This window comes from Millisia brevis NBRC 105863 (assembly GCF_001552615.1).
In the GTDB taxonomy this organism is placed as follows: domain Bacteria; phylum Actinomycetota; class Actinomycetes; order Mycobacteriales; family Mycobacteriaceae; genus Millisia; species Millisia brevis.
Window position 1 is genome coordinate 35,265 of record NZ_BCRN01000006.1, and the last position, 20,452, is coordinate 55,716.

Annotated in this window: 16 protein-coding genes and 1 riboswitch; of the genes, 10 read left to right on the forward strand and 6 right to left on the reverse strand. The window is 70.6% G+C overall.

The window, feature by feature from the left end:
• Positions 1 to 4: 4 nt before the first annotated feature.
• Complete coding sequence (locus tag MB1_RS10110; protein ID WP_066906385.1) at positions 5 to 682, reverse strand: DUF899 family protein; 678 nt, start codon at positions 680 to 682, stop codon at positions 5 to 7.
• A 110-nt stretch (positions 683 to 792) separates the two neighbouring features.
• Here MB1_RS10110 and MB1_RS10115 point away from each other — a divergent pair, with 110 nt between their 5' ends.
• Complete coding sequence (locus MB1_RS10115; RefSeq protein WP_066906387.1) at positions 793 to 1,365, forward strand: TetR/AcrR family transcriptional regulator; 573 nt, start codon at positions 793 to 795, stop codon at positions 1,363 to 1,365.
• 51 nt (positions 1,366 to 1,416) lie between these two features.
• Here MB1_RS10115 and MB1_RS10120 read toward each other — a convergent pair whose 3' ends face one another.
• Complete coding sequence (locus tag MB1_RS10120; protein WP_066906826.1) at positions 1,417 to 3,918, reverse strand: lysylphosphatidylglycerol synthase transmembrane domain-containing protein; 2,502 nt, start codon at positions 3,916 to 3,918, stop codon at positions 1,417 to 1,419.
• A 130-nt stretch (positions 3,919 to 4,048) separates the two neighbouring features.
• On the reverse strand, positions 4,049 to 5,236 hold the full coding sequence (gene cobG / locus MB1_RS10125) for a precorrin-3B synthase (protein WP_369406856.1): 1,188 nt from the start codon (positions 5,234 to 5,236) through the stop codon (positions 4,049 to 4,051).
• 43 nt (positions 5,237 to 5,279) lie between these two features.
• A riboswitch (cobalamin riboswitch) is annotated at positions 5,280 to 5,404 on the forward strand.
• 46 nt (positions 5,405 to 5,450) lie between these two features.
• Between cobG and cobN the strand changes: the two genes are divergently transcribed.
• The 5 genes from cobN to eat all read left to right on the forward strand — a co-directional run bounded on the left by cobN (position 5,451) and on the right by eat (position 12,049).
• Positions 5,451 to 9,059, forward strand: a complete 3,609-nt coding sequence (gene cobN / locus MB1_RS10130) for a cobaltochelatase subunit CobN (protein WP_066906389.1) — start codon at positions 5,451 to 5,453, stop codon at positions 9,057 to 9,059.
• Positions 9,060 to 9,168: 109 nt separating this feature from the next.
• Positions 9,169 to 9,540: a PPOX class F420-dependent oxidoreductase gene (locus MB1_RS10135; protein ID WP_084351385.1), complete on the forward strand. Its 372-nt coding sequence runs from the start codon at positions 9,169 to 9,171 to the stop codon at positions 9,538 to 9,540.
• A 29-nt stretch (positions 9,541 to 9,569) separates the two neighbouring features.
• Positions 9,570 to 9,902: a MoaF-related domain-containing protein gene (locus tag MB1_RS10140; RefSeq protein WP_066906391.1), complete on the forward strand. Its 333-nt coding sequence runs from the start codon at positions 9,570 to 9,572 to the stop codon at positions 9,900 to 9,902.
• Positions 9,902 to 10,513 carry a TMEM175 family protein gene (locus tag MB1_RS10145; RefSeq protein ID WP_066906393.1) on the forward strand — a complete coding sequence of 204 codons (612 nt, stop codon included), beginning with the start codon at positions 9,902 to 9,904 and terminating at the stop codon, positions 10,511 to 10,513. Before MB1_RS10140 ends, MB1_RS10145 begins: the two co-directional genes overlap by 1 nt.
• 108 nt (positions 10,514 to 10,621) lie before the next feature.
• On the forward strand, positions 10,622 to 12,049 hold the full coding sequence (gene eat / locus MB1_RS10150; RefSeq protein WP_066906395.1) for an ethanolamine permease: 1,428 nt from the start codon (positions 10,622 to 10,624) through the stop codon (positions 12,047 to 12,049).
• A 120-nt stretch (positions 12,050 to 12,169) separates the two neighbouring features.
• Here eat and MB1_RS10155 read toward each other — a convergent pair whose 3' ends face one another.
• Both MB1_RS10155 and MB1_RS10160 read right to left on the reverse strand, forming a co-directional pair.
• Positions 12,170 to 13,546, reverse strand: a complete 1,377-nt coding sequence (locus MB1_RS10155) for a metallopeptidase TldD-related protein (protein ID WP_066906397.1) — start codon at positions 13,544 to 13,546, stop codon at positions 12,170 to 12,172.
• Positions 13,543 to 15,105, reverse strand: coding sequence for a TldD/PmbA family protein (locus tag MB1_RS10160; protein WP_084351521.1), 1,563 nt, complete (start codon positions 15,103 to 15,105; stop codon positions 13,543 to 13,545). The genes MB1_RS10155 and MB1_RS10160 overlap by 4 nt, the downstream gene beginning before the upstream one ends.
• 164 nt (positions 15,106 to 15,269) lie before the next feature.
• Between MB1_RS10160 and MB1_RS10165 the strand changes: the two genes are divergently transcribed.
• The 3 genes from MB1_RS10165 to MB1_RS10175 are packed head-to-tail and all read left to right on the forward strand — an operon-like array spanning position 15,270 to position 19,404.
• A complete protein-coding gene (locus MB1_RS10165; RefSeq protein WP_245650121.1) occupies positions 15,270 to 16,871 on the forward strand; it encodes an amidohydrolase in 1,602 nt (533 codons plus the stop codon).
• A complete protein-coding gene (gene lnt, locus MB1_RS10170) occupies positions 16,868 to 18,634 on the forward strand; it encodes an apolipoprotein N-acyltransferase (protein WP_084351388.1) in 1,767 nt (588 codons plus the stop codon). The genes MB1_RS10165 and lnt overlap by 4 nt, the downstream gene beginning before the upstream one ends.
• A complete protein-coding gene (locus MB1_RS10175) occupies positions 18,631 to 19,404 on the forward strand; it encodes a polyprenol monophosphomannose synthase (RefSeq protein WP_066906401.1) in 774 nt (257 codons plus the stop codon). Before lnt ends, MB1_RS10175 begins: the two co-directional genes overlap by 4 nt.
• Positions 19,405 to 19,486: 82 nt before the next feature.
• Here the strand turns inward: MB1_RS10175 and MB1_RS10180 are convergent, their stop codons facing one another.
• On the reverse strand, positions 19,487 to 19,831 hold the full coding sequence (locus MB1_RS10180) for an RNA polymerase-binding protein RbpA (protein ID WP_066906403.1): 345 nt from the start codon (positions 19,829 to 19,831) through the stop codon (positions 19,487 to 19,489).
• Between the two features lie 208 nt (positions 19,832 to 20,039).
• Here MB1_RS10180 and MB1_RS10185 point away from each other — a divergent pair, with 208 nt between their 5' ends.
• Positions 20,040 to 20,366, forward strand: a complete 327-nt coding sequence (locus MB1_RS10185; protein ID WP_066906407.1) for a hypothetical protein — start codon at positions 20,040 to 20,042, stop codon at positions 20,364 to 20,366.
• Positions 20,367 to 20,452 lie beyond the last annotated feature (86 nt).

A 20,452-nucleotide genomic window follows, 5' to 3' on the forward strand; every position in this document is an offset into this window, starting at 1 on the left:
GGCGTCAGGATCCGTATCGGGCTGCGATCTCCTGCGAGGTGGCCCACTTGCTGTAGGTCGGCGACTGCGGCCAGCCGTTGGGCACGTCCTGCCATTGCTCCTGGCGCCCGTAGGGCAGCACGTCGAGCAGACCGAACAGGAAGCCGAGTTGCTCGGTGCCGCGTCCGTTGGTCTGCCAGATGCGATACACAGTGTCGCCGTCGCGGACGAAGGTATTGATCGCGAACCCCTCGCCCGGCCCGGCGCCCATATCGCTGCCGAAGCTGCCGCCGCCCGTCGAATACCAGGCCATCGTGTTGCCGACGCGGCGCTGGTAGGCGAGAACCTCTTCCATCGGACCATTGGTGACGATCACGAAGCGCGCGTCCCAGGCGTCGAGCGCGTCGAGTCGCGTGAACTGCGAGGTGAATCCGGTGCAGCCCGAACACTGCCAGGGCTCGCCGTCGGTCCACATGTGGTGATAGGTGATCAACTGGCTGCTGCCATCGAAGATATCCGCCAGGGGCACTCGGGCACCGTCCTCGCCGATCAGCGTGTACTCGGGCAGTCGGACCGCGGGCAGCCGCCGTCGCGCGGCGGCGATTGCGTCCAACTCTCGGGTGGCGGCCTTTTCGCGCCGGCGCAGGGCCTCGAGTTCGTGTTGCCAGGTCTGCGGGTCGACGACCGGGGGTAGGGGGTTCATCCTCGCTCCTCGTCGTGGCTGGTGTTCGTGGGTTTCGGCGGAGATGTTCACGGCGTGCACATTTGATATGTTCACACCGTACACATGTGTGTGGAAGGACACAAGAACCGATGGCGTACCACCATGGAGACCTCGCGCAGGCGCTGATTGACGCGGGCCTGGAAGCCACTCGCAGCGGAGGGCGGGCAGCGTTGACGGTGCGCGATGTGACCCGCCGGGTAGGCGTCAGCCCGAACGCCGCATACCGGCACTTTCCGGATCGGCGGGCGCTGCTTCGGGCGGTGTCCGCCGCCATCGAGCAACGCATGGCCGACGCCATGCCGCTGCTCGACACGCAGGGCCCGGTCGAACGGCTGCGCTCGGTGGGGCTGGGGTACATCGGCTTTGCGCTTGCCGAACCCGGCTGGTTCTCGGTCTGCTTCTTCGGCGACGAGGCGCCCGGGATCGACGAGCTTGCCGATATCCCGCCGTATCGGGCGCTGACCGACGCCCTCGACCTGATGGTGCACGCAGGTCTGGTGCGACCGGAAGCGCGTTCGTCGGCGGGCTGGTCCTGCTGGTCGATGGTGCACGGCTTCGCCGAGATGGCCTTGCACGGACCGTTGCACCATCTCCCCGGCGATCGGATCCTGCCGCTGGCCGAAGCGGCTGTCGATGTCGCTATCCGCGGTGTGCTGGTGTGACCCGTCCGGATCGCGTCTGCGTCGAGACCTCGGTGGAAGCCGTATATGCGGTCAGACCAGGTCGCGTCGTTGCAGGTTCCGCAGCAGCGGCCAGCCGATCGCCACCGGCAGCCAGGTGGTGGTCACGCGGTAGAGCAGCACCGCGGGCACCGCGATCGCCGCGGTGGCCCCGAAGGCGGTCAGACCACCCATCAGGGCGGCTTCGACCGCGCCGACACCGCCGGGGGTCGGGGCGGCCGAGGCCAGGGTGCCGCCGACCATCGTGACGATCGTGACCGCGACGAAGTCGACCGAACCGGAGAAGGCCTTGACCGCGGCCCACAGGGCCAGACCGGCTCCCACGGTGGTGACCGCGCAGCCGAAGACGATCGTCAGCAGGCGGGCCGGGTCGCGGGCGAGCGCGACCAGTTCGTTGCCGACCCCGGCGAGCTGCGGACCGAGTTCGTTGATCAGCCACCGCCGGATCATCGGGATGGCAAATGCCAGGCAGACCGCGGCGGCCAGGGAGACGACGACGATCCACAGGACCGCGGAGCTGGGCATGAAGCGGCTCAGCTCGGCGTTGCGGCCGGCCATCAGGCTGAACACGATCACCAGGATCAGGTGCGTCGTGAGCTGGACGGTCTGCTGCAGGGTGACCGCCGCGGTGGCTCGCACCGCGCCCAGTCCGGTCTTCTGCAGGAATCGCACGCTCAGGGCCAGACCGCCGACCCCGGCCGGCGTGGTCGTGGCGGTGAAGACGTTGGCGACCTGCATGGTCAGCAGGTCCCGCCAGCTGACCGGGGAGCCCGCGCAGGCCCGCAGCGCCGCCGCCGCGCCGACGTATCGCATCGAGGCGAACGCCAGACCGGCCGCCGCCCATCCCCAGTTGGCGGAGCGCAATTCGTCGACGAACAGCGGGGCTTGGGCGAGGTACGGGTAGCCGACGTAGACCAGACCCACCAGCAGGACCAGCTGCACGATCTGGTTGCGGCCGATGCGGGTGACGCGGGCCAGGCGAATGTCGTCGGTGCCGGTCTGCTCCGCGGCCTCGTTGCGGATCTGCTCCATCAGCTGGATCGACCCGGGGATCGAGGTGCGCATCTGACGGGGTTGCGCGCTGCGGGTCAATCGACCGCACGCACTGATGACCTGTTCCCGCCCGACCGCGGCGAGGGCCGAGCGCACCGCTCGTTCCGGACCGAAGAGGGCGGACGTCGTCAACAACAGTTGAGCGGTATCGGAGTCGACGCGGGCGCGGGTGGTGCCCAACTCGGCGAATCCGAAGCCGGCGAACAGGGCGACCCCGTCGTCGACCCGGATCTCGGTACCGCGCAGATCGCCGTGGCAGATCTGATGGTCGTGCAGCACGTCGAGGGAGCGCCAGATCGCGTCCGGATCGGTCTCGTTCGGATCGGTCAGCAGCAGCGGAGTGCCGCGTTCCACCGAGTGGGCGAACAGCTGCCAGCCGCGGTCGATCTCCGCGTAGACCAACGGGGTGCTGGCGGCGACGGCAACCCGGTCCGCGGCCATCGCCATCAGCGCCCGGTGCTCGACGCTGCGATGCAACGACGCGAAGATCGACACGTTCTCCGAACTGCGCATCGTCACCCAGCGCCACAGCTGGTGCAGCCCGCCGCGGCTGCTCTGATGCATGCCGTAGAGCTCGAGGATCACATCGGCCGGGCGGGTATCGGTCTCCGGGTCGAGCGGCTCGGGTGTGTCGTCGATCCCGCCGACGCGGGGGACCGGCACCGTCACCAACGCCTGGGCACCGCGGGCGGCGGTCTCGGCATCCGACTCGCGGTGGGCGACCCGCGCGGACATGCGCAGCGGGCCGGAGCCCGCCGGGGTGAGCACCCGCAGATCCAGCACCCGATAGCCGTGCTCACCGAGAACCCGCGCCGCGGTGGCCAACGGCACCTCGAGGGCCGGTGTGCCGACCAGCAGCACGATGATCGAGCCGATCAGCCACCCGGCCGCCATCCCGAACATCGACCGGGCCGGGATCACCGAGCTGACGACGAGGTGGATCGGGAAGAAGGCGAACAGCAGCGTCCACCAGATCCGCCGCCAGCGCACGGTCAGCCAGGGTCCGGCCACGGTCAGGATCGCGGTGACGATCGCGATCCAGCGGGCGTCGTCGAGGAATTGCGACAGGAAGGTGTTGAGCTGCACCTCCTCGCCGTACGACCAGTTCGGCGGCACGAAACCGGCCTGGGTGAACGACAACGCCAACCCGGCGAGCGCCGCCGCGGCGGCGTACCCGGCGAGCAGCTTCCACTGTCGGGTGATCACCAGTTCGACCAGGATCGCGAACGGGAACGCGAAGATCGCCAGACCGTAGACGAGGTAGATCGACGTCGACAGGTCCGGCGGAACGAAATCGAGCAGGGTCGCCAGCGCCGACTGCAGACCGCTGTCCCAGTTGTTGTCGGTGATGATCTCGCCGACAACAACCACGGCGACCACGGTTGCCAGCGAGAAGAAGACCTGCAGGATGTCGCGGGTCCGCTTGAGCATCGGCTGCAGCAGGCTGCCGTAGACGGGGATCTGGCGGTCGTCGACGGAGATCAGCAGCGGTCCGCGGTTGCGTCGCATCGTGGTCACTCGGGAGACCGCGGGCGCCGCGTCGGCGTCGCCGGGCTCCGGGGTCGGCGACTGCTGCGGTGACCGCGGGTCGCCCGCGGTCACCGTGTGTATCTCACCCATCGGCAACTCGGTATCCGTCGTCGGTGGCCACCACGATGTCGGCGCCCTGCGGGGTCCCGCAGGCGCGGTCGCAGCCCACCCAGTGTTGTCTGCCGGTGGTCGGCAGGGCGTCGTCGCGAACCGCGTCGACCAGATCGCCCCGCACGTCGGCGCGTGCATGTTCGCACCCCGGTGCTCCGGTACAGGAGGTCACCTCGGCCCACGGCGAGGCCGCGTCGAAGATCAGTCCCATCGGGGCCAGCACCCGCACCACGGTCTCCGCGGTGCCCTCGTCGAGGTCGGTCACCAGGATGAAGCGGTCGGGGGTCAGCACGATCGGGTGGTCGATCGCGGCCAGAAAGTGGGCGGTGCGGGCCGGCAGCACGCCCAGCGGCGTCGCGGCGGCCAGGGTCACCGCGCCGTCGTCCTGATCGAACCAGCCGATCGAGGTCGGTGCGCCGGGCAGATCCTCCGGCGTCGCGGCGTCCGGATCGGGAACGAGACCGGCCGCGGCCACCAGACCGGCGCCGCCGTCGGGCAGATCGCGCACCCGCCAGGCGTCGCCGCGGATGCGGGCGAAGGTCTCCGCGAGGTCGACCAGCACGTCGGGGACCCGATCGCGGGCCACGCGCACCCCGGTGTCCGCGCCGTCGATCAGGATGGCGGCCCGATCGGGGCCGACGAAGTGGGCGCCGAAGTCCGCGCGGCGATGACTGAGGTCCCCGCTGCCGTCGTCGAGGGCGAAGAGCACCCGGCCGGGCAACTCCGCGGTGCCGTCGCGGCCCGTCAACGCCGCGTGCAGGTCGTCGACCAGGGCGCGGACGTCGGTATGGCCACCGATACGTCCCGAATGCGGGGACGCGAGGATATTGCGGACCCGATCGTGGCGGGGCGCGGGCAGCAGGTCGGCGTCGGCGAGCAGGACGGCGAGGGCGTCCGCGTCGCGAACCCCGCGCAGCTGCACATTGCCGCGCGAGGTGATCTCGATGCTGCCGTCGCCGATGGTCTCCGCGGCGGTCGCCAGGGCTTCGAGCTGGCTGGGACGCAGCATCCCGCCGGGCAGCCGGATACGGGCCAGCGGACCGTCGGCCGCCGTATGCAGCCGCAGAACTCCGGGGCAGGCGTCATCGGTCCGCCGGCGGTGGGCCGGGCCCACGTGGCGGTGCTCGCCGTCCTCGGCACCTCCCACACCGATGGTCACCAGCCCAGGCTACGGATGTGAACCGGTGGTGCGGGGACCGACATGAGTGCGTCGCCGATACGATTCCATCGACCAGGGCTGTGGAGTGCGGAAACCGGTGCAAATCCGGTGCGGTCGCGCCACCGTGATCCCCGAAAGACCGGGGAGAGTCGGACCTGCACGCGGCCCGGGTGCCGACCGATCGGGCGCGAAACCCGAGAAAGGCGTTGTCGCCGTGATTACCTTGCTGTCCACGTCGGATACCGACCTGCTCAGCGCCCGGGCCTCGGGTGCCTCTTATCGCACCGCCAACCCGGCGCGGCTGCTGGTCGAGGAGGACCTGCCCGTCCTGCTGGCCGACACCGACCTGGTGGTGGTGCGCATCCTCGGCGGGGTGCGCGCCTGGGAGGACGGGATCGCCGCGGTCCTCGGCTCCGGGCTGCCGGTCGTTCTGCTCGGCGGGGAACAGACCCCGGACCCCGAGATGATGCAGCGCTCCACCGTTCCGGGCAATATCGCCGCCGAGGCGCACCGCTACTTCGCCGAGGGTGGGCCGACCAATCTGGCGCAGGTCGCCCGCTTCCTGTCGGACACGATCCTGTTGACCGGCGAGGGCTTCGAACCGCCGGTGACCACCCCGCTGTGGGGGGCCGCGGAGCGCACGGACACCGTCGCCGCCGACGCCCCGACCGTGGCGGTCGTCTACTACCGCGCCCAACACCTCGCCGGCAATACCGGCTACGTCCACGCCCTCTGCGATGCCCTCGTCGCCGCCGGGGCCCGTCCGCTGCCGGTGTTCTGCGCCTCGCTGCGCACCGCGTCGCCTGAGCTGCTCGCCCACCTGGGGACCGCGGACGCGCTGATCACCACGGTGCTCGCCGCCGGCGGCGCCACCCCGGCGGAGGTGTCGGCCGGCGGTGACGACGAGGCCTGGGATGTCGCGGCGCTGGCCGCCCTGGACGTGCCGATCCTGCAGGGGCTCTGTTCGACCGGATCGCGCGAGCAGTGGCTCGGCTCCGACGACGGGCTCTCGCCGCTCGACGTCGCCACCCAGGTCGCGGTGCCGGAGTTCGACGGCCGCATCATCACCGTCCCGTTCTCGTTCAAGGAATTCGACGCCGACGGGCTCGCTACCTACGTTGCCGACCCGGAGCGCGCCGCCCGGCTCGCCGGTATCGCGGTGCGGCACGCCCGGCTGCGGTCGATTCCCGCCGCCGACAAGCGGATCGCCCTGGTGCTCTCGGCCTACCCGACCAAGCACGCCCGCATCGGCAACGCGGTCGGGCTCGACACCCCCGCCAGCGCCATCGACCTGCTGCACACCCTGCGCGACGCCGGCTATACCTTCGGCGGCCCGGACCACCCGATCCCCGGGCTCGAGGAGCGCGACGGCGATGCGCTGATCCACGCCCTGATCGCCGCCGGTGGGCAGGACCCGGACTGGTTGACCGACAAGCAGTTCGAGGGCAACCCGATCCGGATGCCCGCCGCCCGCTACCGCGCCTGGTTCGACACGCTCTCGCCGGGCCTGCGCGAGGCGGTGATCGAGCATTGGGGCGCGGCACCGGGCGAACTGTTCGTCGACCGCTCCGCCGACCCGGACGGCGAGATCGTCATCGCCGCCATGACGTTCGGCAACCTGGTGATCCTGGTGCAGCCGCCGCGCGGCTTCGGGGAGAACCCGATCGCGATCTATCACGACCCCGACCTGCCGCCGAGCCACCACTACCTGGCGGTCTACCGCTGGCTCTCCGAGTCGGTCGCCGACGGCGGATTCGGCGCCGACGCGGTGATCCACCTCGGCAAGCACGGCAACCTCGAGTGGCTGCCGGGCAAGACGCTCGGCATGTCCGCGGACTGCGGTACCGACGCGGCGATCGGCGACCTGCCGCTGATCTACCCCTTCCTGGTCAACGACCCGGGGGAGGGCACCCAGGCGAAGCGGCGCGCGCACGCGGTGCTGGTCGATCACCTGGTGCCGCCGATGGCGCGCGCCGAGTCCTACGGCGACATCTCCCGGCTCGAGCAGCTCCTCGACGAACATTCGACGATCGCCGCACTCGACCCGGCGAAGCTGCCCGCGATCCGCCAGCAGATCTGGACGTTGATGACCGCGGCGAAGATGGACGCCGACCTGGGCCTGGCCGACCGGCCGGACGAGGAGGTCTTCGACGACATGTTGCTGCACGTCGACGGCTGGCTCTGCGAGATCAAGGACGTCCAGATCCGCGACGGCCTGCACATATTGGGCCGCCCGCCGGTCGACGACGCCGAGATCGACCTGGTGCTCGCGATGCTGCTGGCCCGGCAGATGTGGGGCGGCGAGACCGCCCTGCCCGGGCTGCGGGAAGCATTGGGTCTGAAGGAGAACGACGACTCCCGCGCGAACACCGACCGCATCGACGCGGTGGCCCGCGAACTGGTCGCGCAGCTGCACGCGGCGGACTTCGCCGCCGACGCGGTCGACGGGATCGCCGCCGACCACCCGGCGGCGGTGGCCGATGTGCTGCGCTTCGCCTGCGCCGAGGTGGTGCCGCGGCTGCGGCGCACCGGCGACGAGATCGGCCACATCGTGCACGCCCTCGCGGGAGGATTCGTGCCCGCCGGGCCCAGCGGCTCGCCGCTGCGCGGGCTGATCAACGTGCTGCCCACCGGTCGCAACTTCTACTCGGTCGACCCGAAGGCGATCCCGTCGATGCTCGCCTGGGAAACCGGTCGGGCGCTGGCCGATTCGCTGCTCGAGCGGTACCACGCCGAGCACGGCAGCTACCCGAGCTCGGTCGGCCTGTCGATGTGGGGCACCTCGGCGATGCGCACCGCCGGCGACGACATCGCCGAGGTGCTCGCCCTGCTCGGCGTCTCACCGGTGTGGGACGAGGCATCGCGGCGGGTGAAGTCGCTCGAGGTGATCCCGCTCGCCGAACTCGGCCGACCGCGCATCGACGTCGTGCTGCGGATCAGCGGCTTCTTCCGGGACGCCTTCCCCCACGTGGTGACCCTGCTCGACGACGCGGTCGCCCTGGTCGCCGGACTCGACGAATCTCCCGAGGACAACTACCTGCGCGCCCACGTCACCGCCGACCTCGCCGAACACGGTGACGATCGCCGCGCCCGCACCCGAATCTTCGGTTCGAAGCCGGGCACCTACGGGGCCGGTCTGCTGCAGCTGATGGACAGCGGATCGTGGCGCAGCGATGAGGATCTCGCCGCCGTCTACACCGAATGGGGTGGCTACGCCTACGGCCGCGGCCTCGATGGCACCGCCGCCGCGGACGATATGCGGTCGGCCTACAAGCGGATCGCGGTGGCGGCGAAGAACACCGACACCCGCGAACACGACATCGCCGACTCCGACGACTACTTCCAGTACCACGGCGGCATGGTCGCCACCGTCCGCGCATTGACCGGCGCCTCGCCCGAGGCGTACATCGGCGACAGCACCCGCCCGGAATCGGTGCGCACCCGAACCCTGCACGAGGAGACCTCCCGCGTCTTCCGCGCCCGGGTGGTCAACCCGCGCTGGCTCGACGCGATGCGCCGGCACGGCTACAAGGGTGCCTTCGAGATGGCTGCCACCGTCGACTACCTCTTCGGCTACGACGCGACCACCGGGGTCGTCGACGACTGGATGTACGAGCGGATCACGCAGGAGTACGTGCTCGACGCGGCCAACCGCGCCTTCATGGCGCAGTCGAATCCGTGGGCGCTGCACGGCATCGCGCAGCGTCTGCTCGAAGCGGTCGACCGCGGCATGTGGGCCAAGCCCGACGAGGCGATCCTCGACGATCTGCGCGGTGTCTATCTCGAGGCCGAGGGCGATATCGAGGCGCGCGGCGAGTCCTGACCGGCGTCCGGCTCGGCGCGGACCCCGCCGAGACGGTTCCGGTGTCGGTGGGCAACGATGGGATGTCCCCGCGATCGGACCGGGGACCGTCGGAAGGGGGAGAGGGTCAGTGTCGGATATCGGTGACGAGAAGTACGTGATGCTCACGACGTTCACCAAGGACGGGCGGGCCAAGCCGACCCCGATCTGGGTGGCCCCCTTCGACGGGGGAGTCGCGGTGTGGACGGTCGCCGACAGCTGGAAGGTCAAGCGCATCCGCAATACCCCTCGCGTGACCGTCCAAGGCTCCGATGCGCGCGGTACCAAGCTGCACGGCCCGGTCCTCGAGGGCACCGCGACGATCCTCGACGCCGCCGACACCGCCCGCGTCCGCGACGCGATCGCCGCCAAGTACGGCATCATCGGCCGATTGACGCTGCTGGGCAGCCGACTTCGCCGGGGACCGGCCGGGACGGTCGGCATCGCCATCGTCGCCGGCTGATCCCGTCCGCTACGGCAGAGGAGTTCCACATGTCCGAGAGCACCGACCCGGTCGGCCGGGAGTTCGACTTCGACTTCGGTGATCAGGCGAAGTACCGCCTGCACTTCGTCGATTCCGAGCATCTGCAGGTCACCGTGCTCGCCGATCCGGGTTACCCCACCGGCACCGTCAACGACTTCGATATCGCGCTGACACCGATCCGTCCCGGCGTCTTCATGATCACCTGGGTCGAACCGGCCACCGGCAACACCGTCACCCACGTCGACGACTTCGCCTCGGGCGTCGCGTACACCAATATCACCGACCTTGCCTCCAAGGGATTCTGGCGGCTGAAGGGCTCGATCACCCCTGTGGCCGGCTGATGTCGGCCGGGGACATCCGCGACCACCGCGACAACGGCGACGAGAAGGCGCTCGACCGGCTCGTCGCCTTCGGTGATGCGGTGGTCGCGATCGCCATCACGCTGGTGGTGCTGCCGATCGTCGACCGGGCGATGGACGTCCCGAGCGCGGCCGACTTCCTGTCCGAGTCCCTCGACTCGCTGATCTCGGCGGCGTTGAGCTTCGTGGTGATCGCGGTCCTCTGGCGCGCCCACCACCGGATGATGGCCTACGCCACGGGCTATACCGCCGCGGTGCTGCGGCTGGACCTGTTGTGGTTGGCGGCGGTGGTCGTCCTGCCCGTGGCCACGGTCCTCGACATCGTCGGCACCGGGAACGACCGTCTCGCCCTGGCGATCTACGTCGGCACGATCCTGGTCGCCGGGGTGGTGGTGCGCCTGCAGGAGACCCTGCTGGAGCGGGCCGGGCTGCTCGACACGGGTCCGGTCGATCCGGTGGCGCGCTGGTTGGGCGCGATCCTGCTCGCGGTGATCCTCATCCTGGTGATCGCCGTTCCCCAGCCGGGCGCGCTGTGGCTGCTGCTGTTGCCCCTGGAATCGGTCATTCTGCGCATTCTCGGCCGTCGTCGTTAGCCCGGATCGGGCGACGGCCCACAATATTCCGACAAATCACGTCCACCGGTCCGAACAGGAGTATGAATAGCGCACGACGCAGCACCTGTTCGATCGAAGGGCGTTCCGATGAGCGATACCGAATCCGGCGCCGGCCACGTGCAGGGGACCGACGACGCCGACTACCTCTCGAAACGCCAACTCAAGACCGGGACGGCGGGCTGGGTGCTGTTGGCCGGCCTCGGGGTCAGCTATGTGATCAGCGGCGACTACTCCGGCTGGAACTTCGGCCTGGCCGAGGGCGGATTCGGCGGGCTGGCGATCGCGGCGGTGATCATCGCCGCGATGTACGTCGCGATGGTGCTGGGGATGGCCGAGATGTCCTCGGCGCTACCGGCGACCGGCGGCGGCTATACCTTCGCCCGGCGCGCTCTGGGCACCTGGGGCGGAATGGCAACGGGCACCGCGGTACTCATCGAATATGCGATCGCCCCGGCCGCGATCGCCACTTTCATCGGCGCCTACGTCGAATCGCTGGGCCTGTTCGGCATCACCGACGGCTGGTGGGTCTACCTCGCCGCCTACGCCCTGTTCATCGGCATCCATCTGGCCGGCGTCGGCGAGGCGCTCAAGGTGATGTTCGTGATCACCGCGATAGCCCTGGTCGGACTGATCATCTTCGCGCTGGCCGCGATCGGTGACTTCTCGGTCGCCAATCTCACCGACATCACCCCGACCGACGCGGCGGGCGCCGGACCCTGGCTGCCCTACGGCTATCTCGGCATCTGGGCGGCGATTCCCTTCGCCATCTGGTTCTTCCTGGCGGTCGAGGGGGTACCGCTCGCGGCGGAGGAAGCGAAGGATCCGGCCCACAATGTGCCGCGCGGCATCATCGCGGCGATGTCGGTACTCGTGGTTACCTGCGTGCTGGTGCTGCTGCTGGTGCCGGGGGTCGGCGGCGCCGACGCGATGAAGGAATCCGGCAATCCGCTGGTGGAGGCGCTCGGCGACGGCGGCGCGCATACGGTGGTCAACTACATCGGCCTGGCCGGGCTGATCGCGAGCTTCTTCTCGATCATCTACGCCTACTCGCGGCAGCTCTTCGCCCTGTCGCGGGCCGGCTACCTGCCGAAATCGTTGTCGGTGACCAACTCCCGCAAGGCCCCGACCCTGGCGCTCATCGTGCCCGGCATCATCGGCTTCCTGCTGTCGCTGACCGGCCAGGGCGCGATGCTGCTCAATATGGCCGTCTTCGGCGCGGCGCTGAGTTACGTGCTGATGATGCTCAGCCATATCGTCCTGCGGGTGCGCGAACCGGAGATGGACCGGCCCTATCGGACCCCGGGCGGTGTGGTGACCACGGGCTTCGCTCTGACGATCGCGGTGCTGGCGGTGATCGCCACCTTCCTGGTCGACGTCCGGGCCGCCGGCGGCTGCCTGATCGTCTTCGCGCTGTTCATGGCCTATTTCGGCGCCTACAGTCGCCGCCGCCTGGTCTTCGCGAGCGCCGACGAGGAGTTCGCGGCGATCGCCGACGCGGAGAAGGGCCTGTCCTGAGCCGCCCCGCTTCCGGGCCCGGCTGACCATCGCCGCGACCCCCGTCGCTCCGCCCGCGACCCCCTGACTGGGGAGTGTGAAAGCCGCTGGATGACCATGGAACTCCCCAATGAGGGAGCGCTACTGTGCCTGGCTGACCGAGGACATGTGGAAGTCGGGAATCCGCAGGGCGGGCATGGCGGCTCGGGTGAACCAGTCGCCCTGCTCGCGCGGCAGGGTCGGCTCGGTCGCCCCGACCTCGGTCGCGCGGCGCAGCAGATCCAACGGCGACTCGTTGAACCGGAAGTTGTTGACCGCCGCGGTGACCTCGCCGTCCTCGACCAGATAGACACCGTCGCGGGTCAACCCGGTCAGCAGCAGGGTGGCGGGGTCGACCTCCCGGATGTACCACAGCGTGGTCAGCAGCAGCCCCCGCTCGGTGCCCGCGACCATCTCCGCGAGGTTCGCACCACCGGAACCGCCGGTCAGCACAAGATTGTCGATCGCACCGGCCGCCCGGACGCCGAACTCCTCGGCCGCCGCCCGCGGATAGACCAGCGAGTTGATCGAGCCCCCGCGTATCCAGTCGGTGCGCTCGAGCGGCATCCCGTTGTCGAAGATCGACACCGAATCCGACGAACTCGACGCGACCACGAACGGCAGGGTTTCCAGGCCCGTCTCCCGCGGATCGGAGTAGAGCGTCACCGGCAGATCGGTCAACTTCTCGCCGACGCGGGTACCGCCCGCCCGGGACAGGGCGGTGCGCCCCTCCTGCGCGCCGCGACCGTCCAACGACCAGTACAGCGCGATCATCAGATCCGCGACCGCCGACGGCGGCAGCAATGTCTCGTAGCGTTCGGCGGGCAGGTCGACCCGGCGGTTAGCCCAGTCGAGGCGAGTGTTGAGGTCCGCGAGCATCTCCGGTATCGCGACCGCGCCGAAGTCGGTGCCGCGCGCCCCGACCCAGGCGCTGGGGCCGGTGGCGAGATCGCCGCGCTTGCCGTTGATCTCGATCGTCGCCGTCGGCACGGTATGGCGCCGCCGCAGCCCGGTCGAGGTGCCGACCAGGATGGTCTCCACCCGATGGTGGGCGAAACCGTAGAGCCGGTCGGCCCCGTCGAAGCCGGCGGCGAGGTCACCGACGATCGGCGCGAACACCTGCACATCGGTCAACGGCGCCGGTTCCGCCCAGTCGTCGGGTACCCCGGCGTTCTCGATCAGGGGCGCGACATCGCGGGCGGGCGGCGCCGACTTCGCGGCCTCCTCCGCGGCGCGCACCACATCGGGAATCGAATCCGCGTCGACCGTCGACGACGCGACCGTCCCGACGCGCACGCCCTCGGCGTCGTCGATCAGCGCGATCACCGACCACCCGCGCGATTGGGTGACACCGTTGGTGGTCATCGAGTTTCCCGCCCACCGCAGCGAGGCGTCGCCGCGATCGGTGACGATGACGATCAACGCGTCGACGGTCCGCGCCTGCAGCGCCATGTCGACCACGCGGTCCGCGCTGATCACCGGCCGGCCTCCGATCGGGTGTTGAGTACCTGCACGCCGCGGAAGAGTGCGGACGGGCTGCCGTGACTGACCGCCGCGATCTGGCCGGGTTGCGCCTTGCCGCAGTTGAAGGCGCCACCGAGACGCCAGGTCGACTTCCCGCCGACCGCCTCCATCGACCCCCAGAAGTCGGTGGTGGTCGCCTGGTAGGCCACGTCGCGCACCTGCCCGACCAGCCGTCCGTTCTCGATGCGGAAGAACCGCTGGCCGGTGAACTGGAAGTTGTAGCGCTGCATATCGATCGACCAGGACTTGTCGCCGACGATGTAGATGCCGCTCTCCACCCGGGCGATCAGATCGTCGGTGGTGCGGTCCGACTCCGGGTCGGGTTGCAGCGAGACGTTCGCCATCCGCTGCAGCGGCACGTGGTGCGGCGAGTCGGCGTAGGCGCAGCCATTGGAGCGGTCGAGGCCGAGCTTCGGAGCGAACGAGCGATCGAGCTGGTAGCCGACCAGGATGCCGTCGCGCACCAGATCCCACCGAGTACTGCCGACCCCCTCGTCGTCCCAGCCGACGCTGGCCAGGCCGTTCGGCTCGGTGCGGTCGGCGGTGACGTTCATGATCGGCGTGCCGTAACGCAGCGTGTTGAGCTTGTCCGGGGTCGCGAAGGACGTTCCCGCGTAGGCGGATTCGTAGCCGATCGCCCGATCGTATTCGGTGGCGTGGCCGATCGACTCGTGGATGGTCAGCCACAGGTTGGTCGGGTCGATCACCAGGTCGGTCGGGCCCGCGATCACCGACGGCGCGGCGATCTTCTCGGCCAACCAGTCGGGGATGCGGGCGATCTCGTCGTTCCAATCCCAACCGCCCTGCGCGCCGCTGATCGGATCGACCAGGTACTCCCAGCCGCGGCCGACCGGCGGCGCGAGGGTCCGCATCGTTTCGAAGCTGCCGGCGTCGGCATCGACGGCGGTCGCCTCGAACGCGGGCTGGATCCGGACGCGCTGCTGCACGATCGACGATCCGGCGGTGTCCGCGTAGAAGGTCTGCTCCTTGACCGCGACCACGTGGGCGCGCACGTGATCGATACCCGGCGCCGCCAACAGCCGCCCGGACAGGTCGGCGAGCAGTTCGATCCGCTCGGCGGCCGGTACGTCGAACGGATCGATGCGGTACGGCGAGACCCAGGTGGCGTTCGGGTGGACGTCCTCGTCGGCCAACCGCACCGGATCCCGATTGAGCTCACGCAGGGTCCCCGCGACCTGGATCGCCCGCCGGGCGGCGGCGACGGCCGCACCGGGATCGAGTTGCGGGGTCGAGGCGAACCCCCAGGTGTCGTCGTAGAGCACCCGCACGGCCAGGCCGAGCACGTCGCCCTCGACCGACGATTGCACCGCGCCGTCCTGCAGCGCCAGCGATTGGGAGCGCAGCCGATGGACCCGCAGGTCGGCGTGCGTGGCACCCGCCCCGCGAGCGGTCGACAGCGCGGCGTCGGCCAGGGCGGCGAGCGGGAGCGCGAGGAAGTCTGCGTCGACCTCCCGCGTGCTCTCCGGGCCTCGGCCGTCCACAGAGTCGTTCACCACACCAAACCTAGTCGACCGGTAGTGGACGGGGCGTGCAACCGGCGCCCGGGCCGCGTCCGAACACACCGTTCGGTCCGCCGGTGGGTGCCCGGACGCCCGCCGGAAGTGGCGACGCCGGGGCCGGATACCACGGTTGCGCCGCCGGTCATCACACTTGTGGGGTGGGAGAATTGGAGACGGCCGGCGATCCCGGACCGCACTTGCTGCTCGCCGGTCGGATCTACTCACCGACCACCCCCGATGCCACCGCGATGGTGGTCGAGAACGGCCTGGTCACCTGGATCGGTTCCGACCGGGTCGGTCGGGCCCTGCATCCCACCGCCCGCGAGATCGACCTGGACGGCGCCTTCGTCGCCCCCGCCTTCGTCGACGCCCACGTCCACACCACCGACCACGGGCTCTCGCGGCTCGGGCTCGACCTGAGCCTGGCCCGCACCCGCGAGGAATGCCTCGACCTGGTCCGGGCCGCCTGTGCGGCGAGCGACGACCCGATCGTCTGGGGTCAGGGCTGGGACGAATCCGGCTGGCCGCAGCCGATCGCGCCGACGTCGGCCGAACTCGACGCGATCGGCGGCGGGCGGGCGATCTACCTCGCCCGCATCGACGCCCACTCCGCGGTCGCCGACTCCGGGCTCTATCGGGACGCCGGTCTCGCGGAGCCCAACGGGCCGGTGATCGGTGACGACCATCACCTGGTGCGGACCATCGCCCGCGAGCGGCTCGGCCGCGCGGGACGCGATCGGGCCCGCCGCCGGGCCCTCGACGACTTCGCCGCCCGCGGGATCGTCGCGGTGCACGAATGCGGCGGCCCCCAGATCGGCGGCCGCACCGACGCCCTCGAACTGCTCGCCCTCGAGCACGGGGTCGAGCGGCGACTCAACTGGGGTGAGGCGGTCGACTCCGCCGACGCCGCCACCGCCCTGATCGCCGACCTCGGCGCCCACGCCCTGGCGGGCGACCTGTTCATCGACGGCTCGATCGGCTCCCGCACCGCCGCCCTGCGCGACGACTACTGCGCCGGCGGCCGCGGTATCCGCTTCCTCGACGTCGACACGGTCACCGCGCACCTGCGGGCCTGCACCCTCGCCGGCGTCCAGGCCGGGTTCCATGCGATCGGCGACCAGGCCCTCGACACCGTCGCCGCCGGGCTGCGCGCGGTCGCCGACGAGCTCGGTGGCACCGCGGTCGCCGCCCTCGGGCACCGCATCGAACACGCCGAGATGCTCGACACCGAGACGATCGAGCTCTGCGCCCGGCTCGGGGTCATCACCAGCGTGCAGCCGATCTTCGACGAGCTGTGGGGCGGACCGGACGGCATGTACGCCGAGCGCCTCGGCGCCGAACGAGCCGCGACGATGAACCCCTTCGCCCGGATGGCGGCCGCCGGCGTCTCGTTGGCCTTCGGCTCGGACGCCCCGGTGACCCCGCCGGACCCGTGGCGGATCGTGCGCGCGGCGGTCCATCACCACACCGACGGATTCGGGATCTCCCCGCGGGCGGCGTTCGCAGCGGCCACCCGCGGGGCCTGGCGGGCCGGGGGAGTGCGCGACGGCGTCGCCGGCACCCTGGTCCCCGGCGCCCCCGCCTCCTACGCGATCTGGGATGTCGGAGACCTGGTGGTCGCCGCGACCGCCGACTCGGTCCAACGGTGGTCGACCGACCCGCGCTCGCGGGTGCCGGGCCTGCCGGAGCTCGACGCGGACGCCCCGGAGCCGGTCTGCCTGCGGACCGTCCACCGCGGCGAGGTCGTGTACTCCCGATGACCGGCACCGCGGCGGTACCCGGCACCCGAAGCCTTCCGACGTTGCCGACCCGATCGGGTCTGATCCGCCTGGCGGTCACGAGCGCGCTCGCGATCCTCGCCGGGCTGGTGCTCTACCTGTCGTTCCCCCCGGTCGCGCTCGGCTGGTGGCTCGCCCCGATCGCCATCGCGGCGATCGTCGCCCTGGCGGTGCGGGCGCCGCGCGGCCGGGGCGCGTTCGGGCTCGGCTTCCTGTTCGGGATGGCCTTCCTGCTGCCCCTGCTGTCGTGGGTGGGTATCCCGGTCGGGACGGTGCCGTGGGTCGCGCTCTGCGCGATCGAGGCGCTGTTCTTCGGGCTCTTCGCCGTCGGCGCGCGCATCGTCGCCCGGCTGCCGCTCGCCGCACTGTGGATCGCGGCGGCCTTCACCTCCGTCGAGTGGCTGCGCTCGTCCTTCCCGTTCGGCGGCTTCCCGTGGGGGCGGTTGGCGTTCGGCCAGGCCGACTCGCCGCTGCTGCCGCTGGTATCGCTGATCGGCGCGCCGGGCTTGACCTTCGCGGTCGCCCTGCTCGGAGCGGTCCTCGGCGTCCTGGTGGTGCGCCTGGTGAACCCCGGTAGCCGGTGGGGCGCCGGCAGCCGGGGCACCGGCCTCCCGGCCGAACCGGACGATGCCACCGCGGTCGCCGGAGCCGACGATCCCGCCGGCGGGGGAGACGTTCGCCGCGGTCGGTGGGTTCGCGGTACCGCGATCGGCGTCCTGGCGGTCTGGGTGGGCGTCGTCGTGGCGGCGGTCGGCGTCGGTGCGGTCGGGCGACCCGCCGCCGACGACTCGGTGACCATCGCCGCGATTCAGGGCAATGTGCCGCGCCTCGGCCTCGACTTCAACGCCCAACGCCAGGCGGTTCTGGACAATCACGCCCGCGCCACGGTCGGACTGGCCGCCGAGGTCGCGGCGGGTTCCGTCGCCCGCCCGGACATCGTCTTCTGGCCCGAGAACGCCTCGGATATCGACCCCTACCGGTCCGCCTCGGCGGCGGAGGCGATCGACCGCGCCGCCGCGACGATCGACACGCCGCTGCTGCTCGGAGCGGTGGTCAACAACGGCGACGGGACCGGGTCGAACGCGACGCTGGTCTGGGATGCCGGTAGCGGCCCGGTCGAGCGCTACGACAAGCGCATCCTGCAGCCGTTCGGGGAGTACCTGCCCTGGCGGAGCTTCTTCGAGGCGCTGACACCGCTGGCCGGTATGGCCGGCAGCTTCGTCCCCGGCGACACGCTCGGACTGGTGCACGCCGACATCGCGGACGGTCGCTCGGTGCCGATCGCCGTGGCGACCTGCTACGAGGTCGCCTTCGACCGCGCGTTGACCGAGCCGGTCCGCGAGGGCGCCCAGCTGATCTACGTACCGGCCAATACCGCCACCTTCGGGGTGGCGATGTCCGAACAGCAAATCGCGATGTCGCAGGTCCGGGCGGTCGAGTTCGGTCGCACGGTCGTGGTCCCGGCGACGGCCGGTCGCAGCGCGATCATCGACCCGGACGGCTCGATCATCGCCGAATCGGACTATTTCACCACCGCCACGCTGGTGGAATCGGTTCCCCTCGCGACACGTACTACTCTGGCAACTCACGTTGGTATCGCGGGCGAGGTTGTGTTGATCGCCGCAGGGGTGGTCGCCGTCGCCGCGGGCCTGGTGGTGGGGGGTCGGCAACGGCGCTCGGCCGCGCCCCGCGAGACCGCCGTCGTCGACCGGCCCACAGCGGGCCGGGAGGAAGGACCCGAATGACCAACCCGTCGTACCCGTTCCGCGTACTCGTGATCATCCCGACGTACAACGAGGCGGAGAACATCACGACGATCATCTCCCGGCTGCAGGCCGCGCAGCCGGAGGCGCACGTCCTGGTGGTCGACGACAACAGCCCCGACGGCACCGGTGACATCGCCGACCGTCTGGCCGCCGAGGATGCCGCCGACCGGATCCACGTGATGCACCGCACCGAGAAGAACGGGCTGGGCGGCGCGTACATCGCGGGCTTCCACTGGGGTCTCGACAACGGCTACGACGTGCTGGTCGAGATGGACGCCGACGGCTCGCACGCCCCCGAACAGCTGCATCGCCTGCTCGACGCGCTCAACGACGGCGCCGACCTGGTCTGCGGGTCGCGCTATGTGCCCGGCGGGTCGACGGTCAACTGGCCCAAGCGGCGCGAGATCCTCTCCCGAGGCGGCAACATCTACTCCCGCCTCGCGCTCGGCAGCAGCCTGCGCGACATCACCGGCGGCTACAACGCCTTCCGTCGCACGGCGCTCGAGACGATCGACATCGACAGTGTCGAGTCGCAGGGGTACTGCTTCCAGGTCGACCTCAAGTGGCGGACCGTTCGCGCCGGCTTCGACGTGCGCGAGGTGCCGATCACCTTCGTCGAGCGGCAGATCGGCGAGTCCAAGATGAGCGGCGACATCGTGCGCGAGGCGCTGGTGAAGGTCACCGTGTGGGGTTTCCGGTCCCGGCTGGGACTCGACCGCAAGGACGGCAACCCGGTGCGTCAGGGCTGACCGCCCGACCCGCGGATACGCCTCGGGCCCGCCTCCCGTAAGGGAAGCGGGCCCGATATGCGTTCCGGGGGTGGCTGCCGGGTCAGACCCCGGCGCCGCGCCGACGTGCCTTGAGCAGGTCGAGGCGCTCCTTGAGCAGCTCCTCGAGCTCGTCGACCGAGCGGCGCTCGAGCAGCATGTCCCAGTGGGTACGCGGCGGCTTGACCTTCTTGGTCTCCGGCGCCGCTCCGTCGATCAGCGTGCCCTCGAGGCCGTTGCGGCACAGCCACGTACCGGGGATCTCAGCCTCGTCGGCGAAGGGCACGTCGAATTCCTCACCGTTGTCGGTGCGGTACCGCGCCATCCGCCGCGGAGCCAGGTCGTGGTCACGATCCGTCTCGTAACTCACCGCTCCGAGCCGGCTGCCCCGAAGTACTCGATCTGCCATGGCGCGTCTCTCCACCTTCCATACGTCGCGAACCGGGTGACCCGCTGCGCGCCCGCGTCCTCGGACGTCGACCGCTGGATCACCGCGCTATGGGTTCAACGGCGGCGAGCCGGGATTCGTTCCCGAGCATCCGCCCCGGGTCGGCCGCCACCGCGTGTCATCGCGACACCGCGCACGATGATATCGGTCCGGCCCGTACGCTGATTCGGTGCCCGACGTTCGCGACCAGCCCTGCCTGTGGTGCGGGCGGCCCGTCGGCTCCTCCGGGGTGGGCCGTCGCCGCCTCTACTGTCGTCGGGCCTGCCGTCAGCGCGCCTACGAACACCGTTCGGCGGTGGAGAGCGCGGCGCTGCCGGTGGGCAGCGTCGTGTTGTCGGCCGGCGAGGCTTCCGCGGTGGTCGATCGGGCCTATCTGGTGCGCTGCGCCGCCGAGGACGTGCGGTCCGCCCTGCTCGAGGGGGCGCCGATCACCGACACCGCGGAGTTGTGCGAGAGCCTGCTGGAATTGGCCCGCGACGCCGAACGCCTCCGCTGACGGTTCCTACCGGGGTCGGCAGACGGCGAGGCGTGGATGCGGTGTCACGCGTACATGCAGTGTCACGCGGGTATGCAGGGACAGGG